The organism is Yoonia vestfoldensis SKA53, assembly GCF_000152785.1.
Taxonomy (GTDB): Bacteria; Pseudomonadota; Alphaproteobacteria; order Rhodobacterales; family Rhodobacteraceae; genus Yoonia; species Yoonia vestfoldensis_A.
Genome location: NZ_CH672414.1, coordinates 2,525,688 through 2,548,633 on the forward strand (window position 1 = coordinate 2,525,688; position 22,946 = coordinate 2,548,633).

A 22,946-nucleotide genomic window follows, 5' to 3' on the forward strand; every position below is an offset into this window, starting at 1 on the left:
GCCCCGGTCGTTTCTTATCTGGTCACTACGTAGCGCGGTTTGCCATGGATCACGCAAAATACTTTGTGACCCGCTGATCCAAGCGCCTGATCGCGGCGTAATAAACACATGTTGATCGAGATGCACGCCCCACCGAAAGCTGATGCAGTCACCGCGATGCCCGTCTATAAAAGGACAGGCAAGGCGGGCATTGGCGCCACGGGGGCAAATCGGGTGATGGCAGAGGCAACGACCAAACGCATGGCGTGGGTGACACAGGTCGCCGCCGTGCGCGACGCCAGGGACAAGGCGGCTTTTGCCGAATTGTTCGCCTATTTTGCCCCGCGCGTGAAATCGTTTCTCATGAAATCGGGGGCCAGCCCGGATCTGGCCGAAGAATGCGCGCAAGAAGTGATGGTGACCCTGTGGAACAAGGCCCATCTGTTCGACCCGTCCAAGGCGAGTGTGTCCACATGGATTTTCACCATCGCCCGGAACCGCCGGATCGATCTTTTGCGCAAACAGAAACGGCCCGAGCCTGAGGACCTGCCTTGGGGACCAGAGGCAGAACCCGAACAGGCCGACGCCATGGGTCTGCAACAAGAAACGGAACAATTGGGTCAGGCGCTTGCCGCCTTGCCCGCGGAACAAAGGAAACTGATCGAACGCGCCTATTTCGGCGAGTTGAGCCATAGCGAGATTGCCGCCGAAACCGGCCTTCCGCTTGGGACGATCAAATCACGGATACGGCTGGCGTTGGAACGTCTTCGCCATACAATGAAATGAAACGCAGATGAAAAAGATCAAACACCACCTGACCGATGCCCTCTTGGTGGGCTATGCTGCAGGCAATTTGCCAGAGGCGTTCAACCTGGTGGTCGCCACCCATATTTCCATGTGCGACACCTGCCGCGCGGCGCTGGCCGAATTTGATGCGGTCGGCGGCGAGGTGATGTTGGACGCCGACCCCGTGGACATGGCCGAGGATGCGCTGGCCGCTGCGATGGCGCGGATTATGGATGCGCCGTGCATGGAACGGGTATCGGCCAAACCTGCGGGCGGCGTGTTTCCAGCGCCATTGCGGGGCTACGTCAATGGTGATCTGGACCGCGTGAAATGGCGCAAGATCGGCGGCGGCGTCAGCCAGATGGTGCTGAAAACCGAAGGCGGCGCCAGCGTGCGGTTGCTGCGCATTCCTGCGGGGACGGCTGTGCCGGATCACGGGCATCGTGGCACGGAATTGACCTTGGTGCTGCAAGGGGCGTTTGTCGATGCGACAGACCGGTTCGCTGCGGGTGATATCGAGGTTGCAAACGAAGATCTGAACCACACGCCGGTCGCCGAACAGGGCGTGGATTGCATCTGCCTGGCCGCAACCGATGCGCCCTTGCAGTTCAAGGGTCTGTTGCCGCGTCTTGCGCAGCGGTTTATCGGGATTTGAAAGTGGGCTGGGTCTTGACCCACCTTACGGGTCTTGAACCGCGATCGGGACAGGGGCCGCGTCGGGAGCGATTTCGGCAAAGTCGAAATTATCCAGCCGGTTCGCACGCTTGCCCGCTTTTTCCGCTGAAATCTTGATGTCTTCCAGATCTTTGGCCGCCTGCCCGAAATGCCGGTCAAGGTTGCCAACACGGGTGACCAGCCGCTCCACATCGCCGCCCAACAGCGATAATTCCTTGCGGATGGCACCCGCCTGTTCGCGCATCCGCGCGTCTTTGAGGATCGCGCGCATCGTATTCAGCGTGGCCATGCAGGTCGTGGGCGAGACGATCCAGACGCGGGCATCGAAACCGGCGCGCACGACTTCGGGCAGGCGGGCGTGCAACTCGGCATAGACCGCCTCGGATGGCAGGAACATGATCGCGCCATCGGCGGTTTCGCCTTCGATGATGTAGCGTTCCGATATATCCTTGATATGTTTGCGCACCGCATTGCCCAGATCGCGCAGCGCGATTTTCTGCAGTTCCTGCGTATCCGCACGGGCCAATGCCTCATAGGATTCAAACGGGAATTTCGCGTCGATCACGATAGGGCCGGGCGGATTGGGCAGATGCACCAGACAATCCGCGCGCTTGCCGTTGGACAGCGTCGCCTGCAGGGTGAAACTGTCGGTGGGCAACGCCTTTGACACGATATCGGTCAGCTGGATTTCCCCGAACAACCCGCGTCGTTGCTTGTTCGACAAGATATCCTGCAAGGACAAAACATCGCCCGACAGCTTTTCGATATTGGTCTGCGCGCGGTCGATGGTGGCCAGCCGTTCTTGCAATTCGGTCAGGCTTTTGGTAGTTTTCTCGGAACTGCCGGTCAGCGTTTCTTTCAGCCGTTCGTTCATTTCCGCCAGTGAATGCGCCGATTTCAGCGCGTTGTCGGCCAGCCGTTCAGCGACCTGCGCCTGCACCTCGGCTAGTCGGGCCTCCATCGTCTGGATCACGCGGACTTGGGCATTGGCCTGCGCATCGCTGACGGTCTGGATATTGCCCGCCAGCTGGTTTTGCCCTTGGGCCAGTCCGATCATATCCTGCGACATGCGTCCCATCTGATGGGCGACGTAATTCACCGCCTCGGCGGATTGACCGGCGCGGCGCAGGGTTGTGATCAGCAAGATCAGGATCAGCACCAACGTGGCCAGCCCGCCAAGCACGGCCAGCACAGCGGGATCGCTGAATGGGTAAGAGGTATCACCAATCTGGATCATGTGCGGCCAAACAATCTTTCAATATCGGATAGTTTCAGTTCTACATAGGTGGGCCGTCCGTGGTTGCATTGGCCCGAATGTGGCGTTGCTTCCATCTCGCGCAGCAGCGCATTCATTTCCGCGGCCTGCATCCGGCGCCCCGTGCGGATCGACCCGTGGCATGCAACACGGCTCAGGATCGCCTCGATCCGCGCCTGCACAGAGGCGCTGTCGCCTTGGTCAGCCAGTTCGTCCGATATGTCGCGTAGCATGGCGGCAGCGTTGATTTCACCCAGAATCGCAGGCGTTTCGCGCACGGCGATGGCATTGCCGCCAAAGGGTTCGATGGTCAGGCCCAGCCGCGCCAGATCATCCGCAATATCCAGCAGGGCGGCGGTTTCATGGTCCGACAATTCCACGATTTCGGGGATCAGCAGGGCTTGGGCCGCAACGCCGTTGGTGGCCATCTGGCTTTTCAGTTTTTCATAGACCAGCCGTTCATGCGCCGCATGCCCATCGACAATCACGATACCCGTGGCGGTCTGCGCGATGATGTAATTTTCATGCACCTGCGCGCGCGCCGCCCCCAAGGGCAGATCGGCGCTGGTATCATCGGCGGGCGGTTCCACGCGGGCGGATGGCATTTCCGCAAAACCGGGGGCCTGTGCCTGAAAGGTCAGCGACCGCGCGCTGAAACTGGGGCGGTCCATCTGATAGACGCGGGGTGTGGCATGCTGCGGTTCCATCGCGCCAAGGGTCGCATCAGCCACCGTGCTGGACGCGCGGTGGCCCGCCCCCGCCAGCGCGTGCCGCAGGCCCGACACGATCAGCCCGCGCACCACACCGGGGTCGCGGAAACGGACCTCTGATTTCGCGGGATGCACGTTCACGTCGACCAGCATGGGGTCACAATCCACAAACAGTGCCGCCACCGGATGCCTGTCGCGCGACAGCACATCCATATAGGCGGCGCGCAAGGCCCCCAGCAGCATCTTGTCGCGTACGGGCCGGCCATTGACGAACAGGAATTGCGCCACGGCCGCCCCGCGCGAATAGGTGGGCAAGGCGGCATAGCCGGTCAGGTGAAACCCGTCGCGTTCTGCATCAATGCGCAGCGCGTTGTCGGCAAAATCGCGGCCCAGCACGGTTTGCAGCCGCCCGTGCAAAGCATCGAACAGATCACCTGTCTGCGCATCGGCGCGGAACACCACACGGGTATCGCCATCCGACGCATCGCGCAGGATAAAGGTGACAAAGGGTTCCGCCATCGCCAGCCGTTTGACAACATCAGTGACCGCCTGCGCCTCTGCCCTGTCGGTGCGCAGGAATTTCAGGCGGGCAGGGGTGGCATAAAACATGTCGCGCAATTCGACCACCGTGCCGCTGGTCAGCGCGGCGGGGCGCACGTCGCTGATGCGCCCACCCGACACCGCGATGCTATGCGCGCCATCGCCGGGGGTCCGGCTGGTGATCAGCAGGCGGCCTACGGCGCCAAGCGAGGCCAGCGCCTCGCCCCGGAACCCGAAGGACGTGATATTGAGAAGGTCCGACCCGTCGATCTTGGACGTGGCATGGCGCGACAGGGCCAGCGGCAGGTCATCCGCCGCCATCCCGCAACCATCATCGCTGACGCGGATCAGGGTCTTGCCGCCATCCGCGATCACGACCTCGATCCGCTGCGCGCCCGCGTCAATACTGTTTTCCACCAGTTCCTTGACCGCAGATGCCGGACGTTCCAGCACCTCGCCCGCCGCGATCCGGTTGATGGCGGCTTCGTCCAGCTGCCGGATCACCGGACGGGGCTGTATCTGGGGGGCGGATGCGGTCATGCCACAATCCATAGCATGATCGCGCGATTCTGACAGCGCGTTTCGCGCTACTTTGTGCTTTGCAGCCCTTCTGGGCGGCCCACGACGACGAAATGCAGATCATCCGCGCGCAACAGCTCTGCTGCGACGCGATTGGCGTCATCCAGCGTCACGGCTTCGACGAAATCATTGCGGTTGATGACGTAGTCGGGCGGCAGGTCGATCATCTGCATCCCCACCATGATCGACGCAATCGCGGCATTGCCATCAAAGCGCAGCGGATATTCACCGGTCAGATAGGTTTTGGCGGCGGCAAGCTCGGCCTCGGTCAGACCTTCGGAGGCCATGCGGTCCCATTCGGCGCGGGTGACAGCGATCGCCTCGGCGATGGTGTCGTTGGAGGATGAGACACTGCCGATCACCATTTCCGCATGGAACATCGGCGCAAGATTGCTGCTGATCCCATAGGTCAGGCCGCGCTTTTCACGCACCTCGGTCATCAGGCGCGATTCGAACCCGCCCGCGCCAAGGACGTGATTGACGATGAAGGCGGCAAAGAAATCGGGGTCATCGCGTTTCATGCCGGCATGGCCGAACAGGGCAAAGGATTGCGGATTGTCGAAATCAATCACCGTGACACCGCTGTCCAGTCCAAAGGCCACATCGGCAGGCGGTGGCGGCCCCTCGGCCGGCAGATCGCCCAAAAGCGCGTCCAGCATCGGGCCGACTTGGTCTGCCGTCACATCACCCACGACAGACACATAAAGCCGGTCACGCGTCAGCGCGTTGCGATGGGCGTCGATCATATCATCGCGGGTCAGCGCGGTTACGCTGTCAGCGGTACCATCCAGCGATGTCCCGTAAGGATGGTCGCCAAAGGCCGCGGCATCAAAGGCGGCACCGGCAATGCTGCGCGGGTTCACCGCATCGCTGGCGATCCCCGACAGGACCTGCGCGCGCACGCGGTCGATTGCGGCCTGATCAAACCGAGGCGCGATCAGCGCCTGTTCCAGCAGCGCCAGCGCCTCGGCCTTGTTTTCGCTCAGGAATTGCGCGGAAATGCTGATCGTGTCGTCGGTGGCACGAAAGCTGAACCGCGCGGCAAGGCGTTCAAGCTCGGTCTGGAAAGCCTGCGCATCGCGGTCGGCGGCCCCTTCTTCCAGCAGGGCGGCCATCAGGTTGGTCGCGCCGCGTTTGCCGGGCAGGTCCAGCGACGCGCCACCGCGAAACCGGATTTCCACCGCGACAAAGGGAATGCTGGGTTCTTCGACGACCCAAGCGTTGATCCCGCCGTCGGATGTGACTTGCTGGATGGCAATCTCGGCCTGTGCGGTTGTTGCTAGCAGGGTGAGCCAAAAGAGTGTCAGAATACGCAGCATCAGCGTGCATCCTCTTGCGCGGCGACGATCCAGCCGGTCACGGCGCTGTTGCGGTCGAAGACACGGGCGGCGACATCCTTGATCTGGGCGGGCGTCACCGATTGCAGGGTGTCGGGCCAAGCCTGCACATCCGCGACCGTCAGCCCCGTTGTCAGCGCCGTGCCATAGCGCCGCGCAAGGCTCTGTGCGTCATCGAGTGCGTAGATTTCAGAGGCGCGCAGCTGGGTGCGGATCGCATCCATGCGGGCGGGGTCGATGTCGTTGTTCATGAAGGCGGTGATCACGTCATCCATCGCGGCCTCTGCACCCGCCAGGGACACACCCTCGGATGGCAGTATGACGAAAGAAAACGTCGTGGCGTCCAGTGACATCCCGCCATAGCTGGCATTTGTGTAGATCGCGGTCTGCGCGTCGAACTGCAAGGCGCGGCCAAGCTCGGACGTAAAAGGCGACCCGCCCAGCAATTCCGCCAGATAGACAAGAGCTGCCGCATCCTCCTGCGCGCCGCTTTGGCGGTGCGGGGCCAGATAGCTGCGTACCAGATAAGGCTGGCTGACGCGCGGATCGACATAGGTGATCCGGCGTTCGGCGCGCTGGGGCGGCTCGGACGGGCGGGCGCGTGCGGGCAGATCGGCATTGGCGGGGATCGGGCCATAATGTGCGCGCGCCAGCGCCAGCACGTCTTGTGGGTCAACATCACCGGCCACGATCAGCACCGCGTTGTTGGGCGCATAATGGCGTTCGTAAAAGGCTGTCAGTTCCGGCATGTCCAACTGTGCAACCTCGTGCTGCCAGCCGATGATCGGCACGCCGTACCGGTGGTTCTGGTATTGTGCCGCCATCAATTGTTCGCGCGCCAGCGCACCGGGGTTGCTGTCTGTTACTTGCGCGCGCTCTTCCAACACGACGCGGCGTTCGGTGATGATATCCTCGGGGGTCAGCGCCAGATTGGTCATCCGGTTTGCTTCCATCTGCATCATCAGGTCCAGACGGTCGGCGGCGACACGCTGAAAATAGCCGGTGTAATCGAAACTGGTAAAGGCGTTGTCGCTGCCGCCATTGGCCGCGACCACCTGTGAAAATTCACCCGGCGCCAGCATATCGGTGCCTTTGAACATCAGATGTTCCAGAAAATGCGCCACACCGGATTGCCCTTCGGGTTCATCCGCGGACCCGACCTTGTACCAGACCATATGCACGACAACAGGCGCGCGGCGGTCTTCGATCACGACGACATCCATACCATTGTCCAGTGTATAGGTCGTCACATCCTCTGCCGTGGCGGTCAGCGCCAGACAGATCAGGAAAATTGCGGCGAAAAAGCGTGTCATAGGCCCCCGGTGGTCTGTTCACTGTGCCACAAGCTATGCCGCCACGCCCGATGTTCAAGCGACGATACGCTGATGTGATTGCTGCGCTAGCGGCTTGCGGCTGGACGCGGGTTCGCGCGGTTGGTCTGTCCGGGCGTTGGCGGCGGCAGATCAAGCGTTGGTGGCGTCAGCAACGGGTCGGCAATGACAAGGTCCATTTCGGCGGGGCCGATGGTGACGGCTCCAAAGTCACGCAATGCGCCGTCATTACTGCCGCAAGCCGCCAGCAGAGCAAGAGCAAGTCCACAAAGTACCAAGGCGCGCATCAGAGGTCCTTTTTGTCGTGTTGCCGATGATTACCGCATGGAGCCGCCAAGGTCACGCAGCTTTCTTGCCATCATCGCCAAGAAACGCCAGCCCGATGGCCCCGGCAAAGATCGCGATATCGGCGACGTTGAACGCATAGGGATTGTTGAACCCGCAACAGGACATGTTCAAAAAATCCGCGACAGCGCCATAGATGATCCGGTCGATGACATTGCCGATGGCCCCGCCGATCAGGCAGCCACCCGCGATATAGACCCATTTCGTGCCGCCTGCCCGGTTCAACCACCAGATCACACCGCCGCTGATCAGCAGCGCCACCGCGATCAGCACCCAGCGCATGTCGAAATCGGCGAACAGGCCGAAATTCACGCCGCGGTTCCACGCCATGCGAAATTCGATGAAGGGTGGCCAGACTTCGATGATCCCGTCCGGCTGGTTGATCAGGCCCAGCCAATGGACCACGACATACTTGCTGATCTGGTCGATCAGAAAGACCCAGAATCCGGTCCAGAACATCAGGCGCATCATTCGTCCCCTTAATGCCGGAAATGGCGCATGCCGGTGAACACCATGGCGATGCCCGCTGCATCGGCGGCGGCGATCACCTCGTCATCGCGCATCGACCCGCCGGGCTGTATGACACAGGTGGCACCGGCGGCGGCGGCTTCCATCAGGCCATCCGCAAACGGGAAAAACGCATCAGACGCCACGGCTGACCCGATGGTCAAAGGCGCAGGCAGGCCCATCGCATCGGCCATGCGCTCGGCCTTTTTGGCGGCGATCAGCGCAGAATCAAGCCGCGACATCTGGCCAGCGCCGACGCCGACGGTGGCACCGTCCTTGACGTAGACGATGGCATTGGACTTGACGTGTTTGGCGACTTTCCATGCAAACAACAGGTCCGCCATCTGCGCATCCGTTGGCGCGACTTTGGTCACGACCTTGAGATCATCCATGCCGATATGGCCGGTGTCCTTGTCCTGTACCAGCATCCCGCCCGCGACCTGACGGTAGGTGGTGATCGGGGCTTTGACATCGGGCAGGGCATCGGTGGTCAAAAGGCGCAGGTTCTTCTTGCTGGCGAAAACGGCCTTGGCGGCATCGGACGCGCCGGGTGCGATGACGACTTCGGTGAAAATCTCGACAATGGCTTTGGCTGTCGCCTCGTCCAGCGGCTGGTTCAGCGCGACGATCCCGCCAAAGGCGCTGGTCCGGTCACAGTCAAAGGCGTTCTGGTATGCCTCGAGCAATGTCGCCCCACGTGCCACGCCACAGGGGTTGGCATGTTTGATGATCGCCACGGCAGGGCCACCCGCAGGGTCGAATTCTGCCACCAGTTCGAACGCGGCATCGGTGTCGTTGATGTTGTTATAGGACAATTCCTTGCCCTGATGCTGCACGGCGGTCGCCACGCCGGGGCGATGCGTGCCATCGGTATAAAATGCCGCCGCCTGGTGGCTGTTTTCGCCATAGCGCATGGTTTGCTTAAAGGTACCGCTGAACGACCGGCGGCGCGGCGTGTCATCGCCGATAGCCCCCGCCATCCAAGTGCTGACCGCCGTGTCATACGCGGCAGTGCGCGCATAGGCGGTCTGGGCAAGGCGCTGGCGCAGGGCCAGCGTGGTCTGGCCCGCGTTGGCATCCATATCCGCCAGCAGCACATCATAATCCGCGACATCCGTCACCACACTGACAAAGGCATGGTTTTTCGCGGCAGAACGGATCATCGCCGGACCGCCGATGTCGATGTTTTCGATACAAGTGTCGAAATCGGCCCCTTTGGCGACGGTATCTTCGAACGGATACAGGTTCACGACCAACAGGTCGATCGGCCCGATATTATGTTCGACCATGGCGTCACGGTGGCTTTCCAGATCGCGCCGCGCGAGCAGGCCGCCATGCACCACCGGATGCAGCGTCTTGACCCGCCCGTCCATCATTTCGGGAAAGCCGGTGAAATCGGACACGTCACGCACCTCCAGCCCCGCATCGCGCAGGGCCTTGGCCGTGCCGCCGGTGGACAGGATTTCCACACCACGCGCGGCCAGCGCATGGCCCAGTTGGGTCAGCCCGGTTTTGTCGGAAACGGAAATTAGCGCGCGGCGCAAAGGTGCAAGGTCGGTCATCATGTCCTCTAGATCATTCAGCGGCGCCAAGCGGGGCTTCAAAGGCCAGATCACGCACCGCAAGCGGGGTGTCATCAGCCTTGGCAAGCGACCACCGGACGCGTGTCGCATAGGGCAAAGCGCTGCCGGATAAAACCACCTGTTGCGCGGCATGCGGCTTTAATTGCCCGTTTTCCAGATAAACTGACGGGCTGATGGATAATTGGGCGACGCTGTCGTGCTGGAACACCCAGATCTCGCCTGATTTCAGCCCGAGCGACACCAGCGTCCCGTCCGCATTGGGCGTGCAGGTCACGTCAGGGTGCAGATGGAACCGGATCGCAAAGCGGACACCGGCGCGCAGCGTCTGGTCGAACATGCGGTCGAATTGGGCTTCGTCTTCGGGGGATAGAGTGGTCAGCAAATCCTCGCCCGTCAGGCTGCGCCCATCCGCCGACAGCTGCAACTGGCGCGCATGGGTCAACCCATGCGATGGCTGATAGCCGTCATGCGATGCAGCAAGCCTGCGTTCGCCGTTTTCGGTGCTGATCTCTGCGCGCACAAGGCGGGGCACTTCGGTCAGCCATTCCGTGGCCAGACGCCCCAGATGGGATGATGATATGCCCTCCAGCGCCAGCGTGGAATGGCTGGGCGTGGCGCGGCTGGCGCGGCGCCAGTCGTCACCAAACCGCGCGCCTGACCCGCAGTTCACGATCACGGGTCGGCGCCCCGAGGTCAGCTCGAACCCCAAGGTGCTGGCATGGGCGTCACGTGATGCGGCCCCCGTGGGCGGCGCTGCGGCATCAATGATCAGCGTGCTGCGCCCACCGGTCAGCCGCGCGAAACCCATGGCTGTCGGTCCCGTGGCCGGGGTCTTGACCCCGGCTGCCGCCAGCGCCGCGTCAAGCTGGCCCTGCGCACCATGGCCCCCGCCATGAAATCGCGCCAGCCTGCCATCGGCATGGCGCAATGCGCGCAAGACTGGCACGATCCGCGCGATGGCCTCTGTGACATCGGCAGGAACGGTCTGGCCTGCTGCTGTCAGCATGTCCCTGCTGTCCACCAGATGCGACAGCACGGCGGCAAGTTCCGCAGGATTGCGCGACGCGATCGCGCCCTTTGCATCCACCTGCGTTTTGCAAGCCACGCCCAGTGCCAGGGCCATGTGATCCACCGGTCCCGCCATGCCGTGCAAGGTCAGCCCGACATGGATCATGCGCGCCAAACTGCCGATGTCATCATCCGCGCGCTGCCAACGCCGCGTCAGAAACAAAGCCTGCCGCGCAAGGCTTTGCAGGAAAGCAGCTTTTGCGGCGGCGTCCTGTTTGCGCAGCAAAAAATCGCTATGGTCGATCCAGTGGCACAAGCGGCGCGCCGTGATGTCCGCCTGCCAGCCCGGCCCATGGCCCGCGCCGAACCGCGCGATCCAATCGTGGACCCAAGCCTGCGCCTTGGTGCGCGCGTCCTCGTCACCAAGGGCGGCCAGATCGGCCAGCCAGTCGCAACCGTGAATTTCGGCGATGACATCGAGGTCTTGCGGCGCAAGATCCCAGATCGCCAGCTCCGGCGCGTTGATCCGCAGCCCCGAAAACAGAAATGCGCCCGCGACCAGATGCTGGCCATTGTCGGCCAACCCCATGTGTCGTGGTTCAGGGGCGCGCGCGAAATGCGTGGTCACGCTGGCGCGGCCGGCCCGTTTCGCATGGCGCCGGTCAACAAATACCGCGATACGGCCCCGCCATGTAAGATGCTCTGCCATCGACTGCGGTCCAGATGTTGCAGGCTGGTCAGCCCAGTTCATGCGGACCATAGGAAAGCTAGCCGGTCAAGTCACGCAGGCTTTGTCAGCACGGCGATATAGAACCCGTCCATCCCGCCCAGATCGGGCCAGTAATCGGGGCGCAGCCGCAGCCCGCCTTCTTCGGTGATCCAGGCAGGGTCCACACCAGCCATCATGGGCGGTTCAACGCGCAGGCCAGGGTGGCGGGCCAGCGCTTCTTCGATCTGTACCTCGCCTTCATCGGGCAAAAGCGAACAGGTACAATAGACCAGCCGCCCGCCCGGCCGCAGCAAGCTTAGCGCATGGTCGATCAGCCTTTCCTGCTGGGCGATCAGCGCGCCGAACTCTGACCCGTCCTTGGCATAGGGCAGATCGGGGTGCCGCCGGATCGTGCCGGTTGCCGAACAGGGCGCATCCAGCAGGACAGCGTCATAACCGCCCGTGGTCAGCGCAAAAGCATCGCTGACCAGGGTGGTTGCGGCCAGCCCCGTGCGGGCCAGATTTTCGGTCAGGCGGGTCATCCGCTTTTCCGACAGATCGACAGCGGTGACATCGGCACCACCTGCGGCCAGTTGCAATGTCTTGCCACCCGGTGCGGCGCACAGGTCCAGCACCCGCAGGCCGGTCACATCGCCCAACAGCTTGACCGGCAGGGCGGCGGCGGCATCCTGCACCCACCAATCACCCGCGTCATAGCCTGCCAGCCCGGACACCTGCCCCGCTTGCGCCAGCCGCACCGTGCCGGTGGGCAGCACCACGCCGCCCAAGGCGGTTGCCAAACCCGCCGGATCGCCCTTTGCCGTCAGATCCAGCGGCGCGCCTGCGAAATGCGCAGCCTCCATCCCTGTCACGGCATCGCGGCCCCACGCGGCGACCAAAGGCTGGCGCAGCCAACCGGGGGTCAGCGGCACGGCGCGTTTCGCCCAAGCCTCTGGCCCTTCATCCGCGATGCGGCGCAGGACGGCGTTGGTCAGCCCTTTCATCGACTGCGTGCGCGTGTTGCGCGCGACGATTTCGACATAGGCATTGACCACGCCATGCGCGGCCTCGCCCTGCATCAATTCGGTCAGCCCCAGCCGCAGCGCATTCATCACATGATCGCCGGGCGGCTTTTTCAGATAGGGTTTGAGCATCCGGTCGGCACGGTCCAGCCCGCGCAACGCATCCGTGGCCAGCCGCTGCGCGCGCGCACGGTCGTCAGGCGCAAGTTGCGCCAGCGCACCGCCTGCGATCAGTTCGGCCATCAGGCGGCCTTCGGTTGTGATCTGCATCAGCAGGTGATGGGCGCTGCGGCGTGGCAGCAAACCGGATTGGTCCATGGGGTCACTCTTGAAGCTGGGTCAGAGCGGCGTATATCAAACAGTGACCGCCGACAAGGACAGCGCCATGCCCCAAGACGCCCCCAAAGACCTGCCCCCCGCCGCCCAACGCGCGTTGGCAGAGGCTGCCGAACGCCGCAAGGCTGCCAAACTTGACCTGCCCCCCGAGCTGGGCGGGCGCGACGGGCCAGAGCCTGTCCGCTTTGGCGATTGGGAAAAAAAGGGCATCGCAATCGATTTCTGAATGGTTTTTGACCGCGGCCCCTGTTGCAGCCACACCACCGTTTTTCGGCTTTTATCCAGACGATATTGTCGGTTAGCCATTCTTCTGCATAAATTGCCCAAAAATAAAACAAAGGGCAGTGGTTGTGATTTTTCAGCGTATGATTGCCGTTTCGGCATGTTTGTTTATTGCGGGTTGCAGCCTGCCGCGCGGCGCGGGTTTTCAATCCGAGGTTCTGGCCGCCGCCAATGCGAATATCGCCGCACAGGGCGAAACCCCCGCCTATGATTTCACGGTCTACGAGGTCAATAGCGCAAGCCTGCCGGTCTTGCGGGTCTGGCCCGACCGCAATCTGGCGCAACTGCCTTGGCTGCCAGCGGTGCAACAACCCGCATCTTTGCTGATCGCACCGGGCGATTCCATCCAGTTGACGATCTGGGACGCCGAGCAGAATTCGCTTTTGGCGGGGACCGGGCAGCGCGCCACACCCTTGCAACAGGCACAGGTCAGCGCCAACGGGCGCATCTTTGTCCCCTATATCGGCGAATTGACCGTCGCGGGTATGGCCCCTGACACAGCCCGCGCCCGGATCGAGGAAGAATTGGTGCGCACGATCCCGTCAGCACAGGTGCAGATGGTCGTTCAGCCGGGGCGCGGCAATTCCGCCAATCTGGCGGGTGGTGTCGGCGCGGCTGGCATTTACCAGATCCCCGACCGGAATTTCCGGCTGTTGGATCTTTTGTCCTTGGCGGGCGGTGCGAACCCCACCTATGTCAACCCACAGGTCCGCCTGACACGGGGCGGCGTGGTTTACGGCATCTCGCTTGATCGGTTGTTGGAAGAACCGGGGCTTGATATCGCCGTGCAGGGCGGCGACCGTGTACTGATCGTGCCGGACGAGCGCAAGTTTCTGGCGCTGGGGGCCACGGGTGCGCAATCGCAATTCGAATTTCCCACCGCAGACGTATCTGCCCTGCAGGCGCTGGCGCTGATCGGCGGTGTTTCAGCCACCACGGCCAACCCCAAGGGTATCTTGATCCTGCGCGAATATGACCCTGCCGAAGTGCGTGACGGCGTGACCGGCCCGCCGCAGGAACGGGTCGTGTTCACCATTGACCTGACGTCGGCGGACGGGCTGTTTTCGGCGGGCAAGTTCATGGTGCAGGACGGCGACCTGATCTATGGCACCGAAAGCGCGCTGGTTCCGGCCCTGACGATTGTGCGTCTGGCCTCGACCCTGCAGTCGATCACGAATTAGCGTCAGAACAGCGCAATATCATCGGCAAGGGTGGCGTAATCCGTCACCCCGTCGATCCGCAGGATGTCGCCGTTCCCGAAATCAATGGTCACGCGCGATCCGTCCTGCGTGCCATAGAGCAGCAGCAAATCTGCGGCCGAGGTCAGCCCCGTCCACAGCCGCGCATCCAGAACGATCCGGTCGATGCTCTGTTCGAAATCGCTGATCAGGTCGCGGCCAGCGTTGAAGATGAAAGTATCCGCACCCGCCCCACCGGTCAGCACGTCGTCGCTGTTGCCCCCGTCAAGCCGATCGTCACCACCGCCGCCGATCAACAGGTCCTGCCCGTCACCGCCGCGTAGATCGTCGTGTCCGTCAGCACCGAGCAGGATATCCGCACCGGCCCCGCCAGTCAGGATGTCATTGCCGCTGCGCCCAAGCAAAAGATCCGCCCCATCCCCGCCGATCAGCAGGTCATTGCTGTCAGTGCCGGTCACGACCCTGTCAGCGCTGGGGGGTGCGGCCGGCTGGTTCAGCAATGCGTCGCGCAGCTCTGTGATCTTGCTTTCGACCAAGGCACGCTTGGCGACCTGCATCGAAAATGGCCCGCCGGGATCAGCGGGGCTGTCGGGTGGTGTCGGCGTCAGCGCGGGCGGCGGCGTGGCAGGCCCCGGAGAGCCGGGGCTAAGCGTGGCGGGCAGGCGCATCCCGCCCAGCACATCGGCATTCGTCAACAGCCGATAGTCAAACAGATTGCCATCGGCGCTGTGGATGATCAATTCTTCGTTGCCATAGCGGATGATGAACCCTGTGGGCGTGATGGCCATCGTCAGCTGGCTGATGTCGCGCAGCATCGGCCAACCCGACAGGTCCAGCCGGTCTTCGCCCAAGGTGAAATCGGTGATCGTATCTGTTTTACCATCTGCGACGAGGATGAAAACATCCGCCCCCGGCCCACCCGTCAAGATGTCTGACCCCGCCCCGTCGTGCATGATATCATTGCCCGCGCCGCCAAAGATCTGGTCGTCACCAGCCCCTCCCAGCAGAATATCATCGCCCCCTGTGCCGGTCAGCACCCCGCCCGCAAGGGTCGCTGTCGCCGTGATCCCCGTCCCGCCGGTGTCGAGCCGCAATTGCGTGATCCCCGGTTCGCTGCTGCTGGCCACAAAGATATCCAGCCGGTCCTCGTGTCCGCGCGCGGCGATGGCGCTGACATTGTCCAGCCCGATGGCTGTCGTATCCTCGATATGGGCCAGCGCCACCAATTGCCCGCCGGGCAACAGCGCAAAGACGGATATGCCGTCATCTGCGCCGCCCGCGATGACATAGCTGCGCCCGCCTTCGGTCACGATTTCCAGCGCGGTGACCCCGCCAAAGCGGGTGTGCAACGTGTCCAGCAGATGGTCTCGGATGGTCAAGGCGCCCTGCGCGCCTACCTCGATCACGGTCAGGCTGCTGCTGCCTGCCGCCGCCAGCACAAGATAGGTCACCCCCGCGACCACGACTGTCTGCATCGCGCTGGCATCGGCGATCCACAGCCCGGTCTCTGCCGTCAATGCAGCGATTTCCGATAGGCTGCCGGTGGCATCGACCTGCCAGCCTGTCAGCCGGTTGGTCGCATCCACCGTATAGATAAACCCCCCCGCTGCGGTGATTGCGGTGACTGGTCCGCTGGTCGGTATCGTCGCCAGCGCGCCGATAAACTGTCCGGCGGCATCGAACTGCCAGCCAGCGATCCCCGCCTGTCCTGCAATCCCGCCATAGACGAATTGCGCGCCCCCCTGTTGCACCACCAGATCGGGGCGAAAGCCTGCGAAAATGGGCAAGGTGTCAATCACCTGCCATTGCCCGCCTGTCAGGCTGATTTGCTGAAACGCACCATCCGTGCCACCGCCGGTCAAAAGCACCGGCCCCGCAGCGGAATCAAGCGTCAGGACAGACCCGCCACCGCCCGCCACATCGCCGCCATCCAGCCTGCGCAAGGCACCGGTGTCCAGCACCGGACCGCTGATGTCCCAGCTTTGCAGCGCACCGTCAAAACGGGTGATCCCGACAAGATTGTCGGTGCCGTCAAAGCGGACAATGTCCAGATCAGTGATCCGCGACCATGTAGATGCATCAGGAATGGTCAGATATCTGACCGGAACAAGCGTGGACATCTTCAATCCCCCCCAGGATCGGCGTTGTCGATTTGTTCAGACTCGTGAACATCGCGGTCTGTCGCATGGCTGAATTGCGGCGGCACAATGGTTCTTGTCGCGCATTTCGTTCAATTGCCTCTGATCGGGCCGCGCGCTAGAACAACACAACCACAGCAGGAGAGGTCATGCCCCCCCAATTCGGCACCAGCGGGCTGCGCGGCCTTGTCACCGACCTGACACCGGCGCTTGTCACGGATTATGTCCGCGCCTTTGCCGCGACCTGCCCGATGGGAACGGGTTTGTTTGTTGCACATGATCTGCGCCAATCCTCGCCCGCTTTGGCGGCGGTGGTGGCGCAGGCCGGTCAGGCGGCGGGGCTTGCTGTCACGCGATGCGGTCCTGCGCCGACGCCGGCGCTGGCGCTGGCCGCGATGCAGGCGGGTGCGGCGGCGGTGATGGTCACCGGCAGCCATATTCCAGCAGATCGTAACGGTTTGAAATTCTACACCCCCACGGGCGAGATTACCAAGGACCAAGAAGCCGCAATCCTGACAGGCTTGGGCGCTGCCCGCACGGTTTTGTCAGGGCCGCAGCCGCAGATCATGGATGTCGGGCCTGCCTATTCCGCGCGCTATATCGCAGCGTTCGGCAGCGGTCTGTCAGGGTTGCGCTTGGGGCTTTATGCCCATAGCGCGGTTGGCCGCGACCTGATGGCGGACCTGCTCACAGCGCTGGGCGCAGAGGTTGTCATGTTGGGACGGTCCGCCGATTTCATCCCCGTCGATACCGAAGCCGTCGATTCCGACACCAAGGCAAGCCTTGCCGCTTGGGCGCACGATCACGCCATCGCGGCGATCCTGTCCACCGATGGCGATGGCGACCGCCCGCTGATGACGGATGAAAGCGGGGCCGTCATCGCAGGCGACATCATGGGCCAGATCACGGCGGCCTGTATTGGGGCGCGGCATGTGGTGACGCCGGTGTCGTCCAACAGCGGTGTCCAAGACCTTGGTTTCGCGCAGGTGCGGCGCACGCGCATCGGATCGCCCCATGTGATTGCCGCGATGCAGGCGCTGGGTGGCGATGTGGTTGGGTACGAGGCGAATGGCGGCTTTTTGCTGGGCTTTGACGCGCAGGGGCCGCGGGGTCAGCTGCCGGCCTTGATGACCCGCGACGCGATGCTGCCGATGCTGGCGGTTCTGGCCGCAGGCAAGGGTGCGCCGGTGTCGCGCCTGATCGCAGCACAGCCTGCACGGTTTACCGCCGCCGACCGGCTACAGCAGGTTCCGACAGATGCATCGACGGCGCTGGTCGCTGCCCTGCGCGATAACCCACAGGATCGCGCGACCTTTGTTGCCGCCCTTGGCCTTGTGGAACGCAGCATCGATTTGACAGACGGGCTTCGCATTGCCTGCACAGATGGCCGGATCGTGCATCTGCGCCCTTCGGGCAACGCCCCCGAACTGCGGCTTTATGTCGAGGCGGCAACACCCGCAGCGGCGGCATTGACGCTGCAGGCTGGTTTGACCCTGCTGCGCGACATGGTTGACAGGCTGGTCAGGTGACATTGCCCGCCGGACCCGTCAGGATCGCGCGGCTGACGCGCATCAAAAGCGCCCCATCGTCGATCTCGGTCCCGACGTCCTTGTTCTTCATGTCGATGGACAGGAACGAATGGCCATGCACGCAAGACCACAGGATATAGGCGCAGCTGAGCACCTCGGGATGATCCAAAGGCAAATCCCGCGCGGCGGCCACCTGACCAATCACGAGGCCAAAGCAATTATCGCCTTTTTGCTGCAATTCGGGGGCGTTTTCATGCCCTTCGGTCAGGCCAAACACCAGCCGGAACACACCGGGCTGCGCCCTGGCAAAGTCCACATAGGCCTGCCCGATTGCCGCCACAGCCTCTAGCGATCCGGTGGGATGCGGGTCTGCGGCCGCGGCCATCGCGGCATGCAGACGGTCCATCGCCTCGCCGGCGACGCCGCGCAGAATTTCGTCACGATCCTTGAAATGCTTGTACGGCGCGGCGGAACTGACGCCTGCGCGACGCGCGGCTTCCGCCACGGAAAACCCGTCGGGTCCGTGGGTTTCGACCAGATCGCGCACGGCGGCGATCAATTGCGCCCGCAGATCACCGTGATGATAGGCGGCTCTGGGCGGCACGCCTGTGTCGGTCGTTCCGGCCTGTCGCGTGTCATCGGACATGATAGGCGGCCTTTCTGCATTCTGGGGCAAGCGCGGCATGAAACGCCCGAAAAGTTAGCAATACTTACATCTCGTGACAACACGCGGTCATGCGAACCATCGCTGATCTTGGTGCGTTTGGAAACCTCTTGCAGAAGTAAGTGATTCTCACTTATGTAAGTGATGCTAACTTAGAAGGGCCGCGCCATGACCCAATCTGTGCCATCAACCTTGCGCCGCGTGATGACGTTGGGTCTGACGCTCGCGGTCTTTGGCGGCGCGGGTGCCGCGGTCTATGCCGGTTTCGCGGTGATTTCGGCCCAAGGCGATGCAGGTGCTGTATCGCGCGCGCCTGCGTCCATTGTTGCCGCGATGCAGATCGACATCGCCGACAGCTATACCGTCACCCGCAGGTTCACCGGCCAGATCGAGGCCGCAACCCAGATTGATCTGGCGTTCGAATTTGGTGGCCGTGTGACCGAGGTGCTGGTGGACGAGGGTGATGTGATCGCCCAAGGCACCGTTCTGGCGCGTCTGGACACCAGCGCGCTGATGCCGCAACGCGCGGCACTCGAGGCGGATCTCGAAGCTCTTGCCGCGGATGCCGCATTGGCGCGCCTGACGCTGGCGCGCAATGACACGCTGGCAGATCGCGGTTTCCGGTCGGTGGCGGCACAGGACGATGCCCGCCTTGCCTTGACCCGCGCCGAGGCGGGGATGGCAGCGACACTCGCACGGATCGCCGGCGTCGATGTGCAGATCGACAAATCGGCCCTGATCGCCCCCTTTGACGCGCGCATCGGTGCGCGCCGTGCGGATGCCGGCCAAACCGTGGCGGCGGGGCAAAGTGTGCTGATGCTGTTCGATGCCGCACCCGCGCGGGCGCGGATCGGCCTGCCACCTGCACTGGCGGCGGATTTGCAGACCGGCGACAGCGTCATGGTCGAGATTGGCGGCAGCACGCATGCCGCGACCATCCGCCAGATCCGCCCCGATCTTGACCCCGGCACCCGCAGCCGGTCTGTTATTCTGGACTTGCCGGCCGGTCTTGACACCGTGATGGGGGACACATTGGCGCTGGTTCTGGCACAGGTCGTGCCGGAACCGGGGTTCTGGGCCCCGCTCTCGGCCCTGCGCGAAGGCGCGCGCGGCAGCTGGTCGGTCATGGCGCTGCAAACCACACCGGACGGCGACCGTACCCTGCCCGCCGCTGTCGAGGTGATCCACAGTGACGGCACACAGGTCTATCTGCGCGGCCTGTTGCCCGCAGGCGCGCGGATCGTGGCGCAAGCGCCTGATCGCATCGCCCCCGGCCAGATCGTGCAGCTTGCTGCCAACCCGCAGGAGTAACCGGCATGGACACGCTGTTCTTTCGCCAGCCTCGCCTTGTGGTGCTGGCGCTTTTGGTGATCCTGTCGGCGGGGGTGTCGTCGCTCGCGTCCATCGGGCGCCAAGAAGACCCGACCATCACCAATATCTTTGCCACGGTCACGACCGTCTTTCCAGGTGCCGACCCTGCCCGGGTCGAGGCGTTGGTGACGGCCAAGATCGAAACCGAACTGCGCGCGATCCCCGAAATTGCCGAGGTTGCATCGACATCTGCCACCGGCGTGTCGGTGATTGCGGTCGAACTGGAGGAAACGATCAATCCTGCGATGATCGAACAGATCTGGGCGCAGGTCCGCGATGGCGTGGCCGATGCACGGCGCGATTTTCCCGCAGGTGTGCGCGAACCCGCCTTCGACAGTGACGGTGCGGGCGGCTATGCCGCGATCTTTGCGCTGACCATGCCCGACGGTTTCAGCCCGACCCGTGCCGCCCGCGAGGCAGAGGCACTGGCCGATATCCTGCGCCGCGTGGCGGGCACGTCCTTGGTCGATCTGCACGGCCTGCCAGAAGAAGAAGTGCTGGTCACGCTGGCTCCTGACCGGATCGCCGCGCTGGGCATGACGGCCGATCAGGTATCAGCCGCGATCCGCGCTGCCGATGCCAAGGTGCAGGCGGGCCGGTTGCGCGCCGAGGAAACCGATCTGGTGCTGGGCATCAGTGGCGAGATCACCTCGCTGGACCGTCTGCGCGCGGTCGTGCTGCGCGAAGATGGCCAAGGCCGCGTGACCCTGCTGGGCGATGTGGCCAGCATCACGCGCGGCCCCCGCGCCCCCGTGGCCGAGGCTGCGTTTTTCCAAGGGCGCCCTGCGATCCTTGTGTCGGCCAAGCTGGCCGAAGGCTTGCAGGTGGACCGCTGGATGGCGGGCATCCGCGCTGGTGTGGCGGCACAGGCGCAGACCCTGCCATGGGGTCTGGCGATTGAGACGGTTTTTGACCAGAGCAGATACACCATCGACCGGCTGGCAGAGGTGGGCCTCAACATGGCCATCGGCGTGGCCCTGGTCGTGGTGGTTTTGTTGGTCACCTTGGGCGCGCGGTCTGCCTTGATCGTGGCGATGGTTCTGCCGGTGGTCACGTTGGCTTCGGTTGCAACGCTGAACGCGCTGGCGGTGCCGATCCACCAGATGAGCGTCACCGGATTGATCGTGGCGCTGGGCCTGTTGGTGGACGCGGCCATCGTGATGACCGACGAGGTCGGCAAACGCCTGCGCGCGGGGATGTCACGGCTGGATGCCGTCGCAGGATCGGTGCGCAGGCTGACAATGCCGCTGGCGGCCTCGACCGTTACGACGATCCTGTCGTTCATGCCGCTGTTGCTGTTGCCGGGGCCAGCGGGGGATTTCGTGGGGTCCATCGCCATCGCGGTGATCGTGATGCTCGGCTGGTCCTTTGTCGTTGCGGTCACCATCACGCCTGCGATTGCTGGATATTGGCTGGTGCCGGCTGATGGCGTCGCTGCGCGCGAAGGGCTGTTGATGCGCGGCTTTCGCGCGACACTTGCGCTGTCGTTGGCCAATCCGTGGCGCACTGTCGCGCTGGCGCTGGTGCTGCCGGTGCTGGGCTTTGCGTCACTGCCCGGCCTGACGCCACAATTCTTTCCCGGCGTGGAGCGTGACCAGTTCCATATCGAAATGGACCTGCCCGCCGGCACCAGCCTTGTCGAAACCCTGCGTGTGGTGCGCGCGGTCGATGCGGTTCTGGCTGCCGAAGGGGACATCCTTGACGTCGCATGGGTCGTGGGCCGGTCCGCGCCTGCATTCTATTACAACATGGTCGGGGGCCGCGATCAGGCCCCCGCCTTTGCCGAGGCGCTGATCCGCACAGCATCACCTGCCGCCACGGCGCGGCTGCTGCAAGACCTGCAAACCGACCTGCCGCCGCGGTTTTTGCAAGCGCGGTTCGTCATCCGTGGCCTGACCCAAGGGCCGCCCGTGAATGCGCCCGTCGAATTGCGCCTTGTCGGGCAGGATATCGACGCGCTGCGCGCCACGGGCGATGATCTGCGCGCGCGGCTGGCCACTGTGTCCTCTGTGGCCTTGGCGCGCAGCGGCGTGGCGGGCGGCGCACCCAAACTGACGCTGGATGTGGACGAGGCCCGCGCACGGTTGCTGGGCCTCGATCTTGGCCAGATTGCCCGCCAGATGGAGGCCGGGCTGGAAGGTGTGACCGGTGGCTCGCTGCTCGAAGGGACCGAGGACTTGCCGGTGCGTGTCCGTCTTGGCGCGGGGTTGCGCGGTGATCCGGTGGCCATCGGTGATATGCCGATCCTGCCACCCGATGCGGCGCAGATCGCGGCGGCGGGCCAGTTTCCCGCGGTGCCATTATCCACGTTGGGCACGCTGCGACTGGCGCCCTCCGCAAGTACGATCAGCCGCCGCAACGGCGAACGGATCAACAATGTGCAGGCCTTCTTGATGCCGGGCGTGTTGCCCGCCGTGGCGCTGGCCGAGGCGATGGCGCTGCTTGATGCGGATGGTTTCAGCTTGCCACAGGGGGTCAGGCTGGAAACGGGGGGCGATTCCGATGCGCGCGACAGCACGGTGCGGGCCTTGGTCGCGCCTTTGGGGCTGATCATCACCCTGTCCATCGCGGTTGTGGTGATGACGTTCAATTCCTTCCGCCTGACGTTGATCGCCTTTGCCGTGGCCGGCCTGTCGGCGGGGCTGTCGATGCTGGCGCTGGCGGTGTTCAACTATCCTTTCGGGATTACAGCGATCATCGGTGTGATCGGGTCCATCGGGGTGTCGATCAACGCGGCATTGATCGTGTTGTCGGGGCTGCAACAGGATGCGCGCGCCCGTGTGGGTGACCGCGCCGCGATGGTCGATGTCGTCGCCGGATCGGCGCGGCATATCACCTCGACCACGATCACGACGGTCGGAGGTTTCCTGCCGCTGATCCTTGGCGGTGGCGGGTTCTGGCCCCCTTTCGCGATGTCGGTCGCAGGTGGCGTGGCGCTGTCGGTGACGCTGGCCTTTGCCTTTACGCCGCAGATGTTCGCCCTGACCCTGTCGCGCGGCCAGCGGGTGGATGAGGCTGGTAACGACACCAAAGCGGGCCGTTTGACCGCGTGAGCGCAAAG

The 22,946-nt window shown here is 63.5% G+C and carries 18 protein-coding genes; 7 read left to right on the forward strand and 11 right to left on the reverse strand.

Features of this window, described 5'->3' with window-relative positions; all coding sequences use genetic code 11:
- Positions 1–108: 108 nt before the first annotated feature.
- Together SKA53_RS12255 and SKA53_RS12260 are read left to right on the forward strand one after the other, a co-directional pair.
- Positions 109–765: a sigma-70 family RNA polymerase sigma factor gene (locus SKA53_RS12255; protein WP_007206471.1), complete on the forward strand. Its 657-nt coding sequence runs from the start codon at positions 109–111 to the stop codon at positions 763–765.
- Positions 766–772: 7 nt separating this feature from the next.
- Complete coding sequence (locus SKA53_RS12260; protein WP_007206472.1) at positions 773–1,420, forward strand: ChrR family anti-sigma-E factor; 648 nt, start codon at positions 773–775, stop codon at positions 1,418–1,420.
- Between the two features lie 24 nt (positions 1,421–1,444).
- Here SKA53_RS12260 and rmuC read toward each other — a convergent pair whose 3' ends face one another.
- The 9 genes from rmuC to SKA53_RS12305 all read right to left on the reverse strand — a co-directional run bounded on the left by rmuC (position 1,445) and on the right by SKA53_RS12305 (position 12,684).
- Positions 1,445–2,677, reverse strand: a complete 1,233-nt coding sequence (rmuC, locus tag SKA53_RS12265) for a DNA recombination protein RmuC (RefSeq protein ID WP_007206473.1) — start codon at positions 2,675–2,677, stop codon at positions 1,445–1,447.
- A complete protein-coding gene (gene mutL / locus SKA53_RS12270) occupies positions 2,674–4,485 on the reverse strand; it encodes a DNA mismatch repair endonuclease MutL (protein WP_242601265.1) in 1,812 nt (603 codons plus the stop codon). Before mutL ends, rmuC begins: the two co-directional genes overlap by 4 nt.
- 47 nt (positions 4,486–4,532) lie before the next feature.
- Entirely contained in the window at positions 4,533–5,843 is a 1,311-nt protein-coding gene (locus tag SKA53_RS12275; protein WP_007206475.1) for a M16 family metallopeptidase, read from the reverse strand.
- Positions 5,843–7,174 carry a M16 family metallopeptidase gene (locus SKA53_RS12280; RefSeq protein ID WP_007206476.1) on the reverse strand — a complete coding sequence of 444 codons (1,332 nt, stop codon included), beginning with the start codon at positions 7,172–7,174 and terminating at the stop codon, positions 5,843–5,845. Before SKA53_RS12280 ends, SKA53_RS12275 begins: the two co-directional genes overlap by 1 nt.
- An 86-nt stretch (positions 7,175–7,260) precedes the next feature.
- The gene (locus tag SKA53_RS12285; RefSeq protein WP_007206477.1) at positions 7,261–7,479 is read right to left on the reverse strand and encodes a DUF3035 domain-containing protein; all 219 of its coding nucleotides are present in this window, start codon (positions 7,477–7,479) and stop codon (positions 7,261–7,263) included.
- 52 nt (positions 7,480–7,531) lie between these two features.
- Positions 7,532–8,005, reverse strand: a complete 474-nt coding sequence (lspA, locus tag SKA53_RS12290) for a signal peptidase II (RefSeq protein WP_040483298.1) — start codon at positions 8,003–8,005, stop codon at positions 7,532–7,534.
- A gap of 11 nt (positions 8,006–8,016) precedes the next feature.
- Positions 8,017–9,606, reverse strand: coding sequence for a bifunctional phosphoribosylaminoimidazolecarboxamide formyltransferase/IMP cyclohydrolase (gene purH / locus SKA53_RS12295; protein ID WP_040483299.1), 1,590 nt, complete (start codon positions 9,604–9,606; stop codon positions 8,017–8,019).
- Between the two features lie 13 nt (positions 9,607–9,619).
- On the reverse strand, positions 9,620–11,344 hold the full coding sequence (locus tag SKA53_RS12300; RefSeq protein ID WP_040483300.1) for a heparinase II/III family protein: 1,725 nt from the start codon (positions 11,342–11,344) through the stop codon (positions 9,620–9,622).
- A gap of 71 nt (positions 11,345–11,415) precedes the next feature.
- Positions 11,416–12,684, reverse strand: coding sequence for an RsmB/NOP family class I SAM-dependent RNA methyltransferase (locus tag SKA53_RS12305; protein ID WP_007206481.1), 1,269 nt, complete (start codon positions 12,682–12,684; stop codon positions 11,416–11,418).
- Between the two features lie 67 nt (positions 12,685–12,751).
- On the opposite strand from SKA53_RS12305, the gene SKA53_RS12310 reads away from it, so the two are divergent.
- Together SKA53_RS12310 and SKA53_RS12315 are read left to right on the forward strand one after the other, a co-directional pair.
- Entirely contained in the window at positions 12,752–12,928 is a 177-nt protein-coding gene (locus SKA53_RS12310) for a DUF1674 domain-containing protein (protein WP_040483301.1), read from the forward strand.
- 124 nt (positions 12,929–13,052) lie between these two features.
- Positions 13,053–14,165, forward strand: a complete 1,113-nt coding sequence (locus SKA53_RS12315; protein WP_242601266.1) for a polysaccharide biosynthesis/export family protein — start codon at positions 13,053–13,055, stop codon at positions 14,163–14,165.
- Between the two features lie 2 nt (positions 14,166–14,167).
- On the opposite strand, the gene SKA53_RS12320 is transcribed toward SKA53_RS12315, so the two are convergent.
- Entirely contained in the window at positions 14,168–16,303 is a 2,136-nt protein-coding gene (locus SKA53_RS12320; protein WP_007206484.1) for a calcium-binding protein, read from the reverse strand.
- 167 nt (positions 16,304–16,470) lie between these two features.
- On the opposite strand from SKA53_RS12320, the gene SKA53_RS12325 reads away from it, so the two are divergent.
- A complete protein-coding gene (locus SKA53_RS12325; protein ID WP_007206485.1) occupies positions 16,471–17,850 on the forward strand; it encodes a phosphomannomutase in 1,380 nt (459 codons plus the stop codon).
- On the opposite strand, the gene SKA53_RS12330 is transcribed toward SKA53_RS12325, so the two are convergent.
- On the reverse strand, positions 17,843–18,496 hold the full coding sequence (locus SKA53_RS12330; protein ID WP_040482971.1) for a TetR/AcrR family transcriptional regulator: 654 nt from the start codon (positions 18,494–18,496) through the stop codon (positions 17,843–17,845). The two genes, SKA53_RS12325 and SKA53_RS12330, sit on opposite strands and share 8 nt — an antisense overlap.
- Before the next feature lie 186 nt (positions 18,497–18,682).
- On the opposite strand from SKA53_RS12330, the gene SKA53_RS12335 reads away from it, so the two are divergent.
- Together SKA53_RS12335 and SKA53_RS12340 are read left to right on the forward strand one after the other, a co-directional pair.
- Positions 18,683–19,825 carry an efflux RND transporter periplasmic adaptor subunit gene (locus SKA53_RS12335; RefSeq protein ID WP_007206487.1) on the forward strand — a complete coding sequence of 381 codons (1,143 nt, stop codon included), beginning with the start codon at positions 18,683–18,685 and terminating at the stop codon, positions 19,823–19,825.
- A gap of 5 nt (positions 19,826–19,830) precedes the next feature.
- Complete coding sequence (locus tag SKA53_RS12340; protein ID WP_007206488.1) at positions 19,831–22,938, forward strand: efflux RND transporter permease subunit; 3,108 nt, start codon at positions 19,831–19,833, stop codon at positions 22,936–22,938.
- Positions 22,939–22,946 lie beyond the last annotated feature (8 nt).

Bases quoted from the DNA above. Each gene is read 5' to 3' on its own strand.
- purH (WP_040483299.1), bottom strand. From the start codon at position 9,606: ATGACCGACCTTGCACCTTTGCGCCGCGCGCTAATTTCCGTTTCCGAC.
- SKA53_RS12300 (WP_040483300.1), bottom strand. From the start codon at position 11,344: ATGGCAGAGCATCTTACATGGCGGGGCCGTATCGCGGTATTTGTTGAC.
- SKA53_RS12330 (WP_040482971.1), bottom strand. From the start codon at position 18,496: ATGTCCGATGACACGCGACAGGCCGGAACGACCGACACAGGCGTGCCG.
- SKA53_RS12255 (WP_007206471.1), top strand. From the start codon at position 109: ATGTTGATCGAGATGCACGCCCCACCGAAAGCTGATGCAGTCACCGCG.
- SKA53_RS12275 (WP_007206475.1), bottom strand. From the start codon at position 5,843: ATGCTGCGTATTCTGACACTCTTTTGGCTCACCCTGCTAGCAACAACC.
- SKA53_RS12320 (WP_007206484.1), bottom strand. From the start codon at position 16,303: ATGTCCACGCTTGTTCCGGTCAGATATCTGACCATTCCTGATGCATCT.
- lspA (WP_040483298.1), bottom strand. From the start codon at position 8,005: ATGCGCCTGATGTTCTGGACCGGATTCTGGGTCTTTCTGATCGACCAG.
- SKA53_RS12325 (WP_007206485.1), top strand. From the start codon at position 16,471: ATGCCCCCCCAATTCGGCACCAGCGGGCTGCGCGGCCTTGTCACCGAC.
- SKA53_RS12310 (WP_040483301.1), top strand. From the start codon at position 12,752: ATGCCCCAAGACGCCCCCAAAGACCTGCCCCCCGCCGCCCAACGCGCG.
- mutL (WP_242601265.1), bottom strand. From the start codon at position 4,485: ATGACCGCATCCGCCCCCCAGATACAGCCCCGTCCGGTGATCCGGCAG.
- SKA53_RS12335 (WP_007206487.1), top strand. From the start codon at position 18,683: ATGACCCAATCTGTGCCATCAACCTTGCGCCGCGTGATGACGTTGGGT.
- SKA53_RS12280 (WP_007206476.1), bottom strand. From the start codon at position 7,174: ATGACACGCTTTTTCGCCGCAATTTTCCTGATCTGTCTGGCGCTGACC.
- SKA53_RS12340 (WP_007206488.1), top strand. From the start codon at position 19,831: ATGGACACGCTGTTCTTTCGCCAGCCTCGCCTTGTGGTGCTGGCGCTT.
- rmuC (WP_007206473.1), bottom strand. From the start codon at position 2,677: ATGATCCAGATTGGTGATACCTCTTACCCATTCAGCGATCCCGCTGTG.
- SKA53_RS12305 (WP_007206481.1), bottom strand. From the start codon at position 12,684: ATGGACCAATCCGGTTTGCTGCCACGCCGCAGCGCCCATCACCTGCTG.
- SKA53_RS12285 (WP_007206477.1), bottom strand. From the start codon at position 7,479: ATGCGCGCCTTGGTACTTTGTGGACTTGCTCTTGCTCTGCTGGCGGCT.
- SKA53_RS12260 (WP_007206472.1), top strand. From the start codon at position 773: ATGAAAAAGATCAAACACCACCTGACCGATGCCCTCTTGGTGGGCTAT.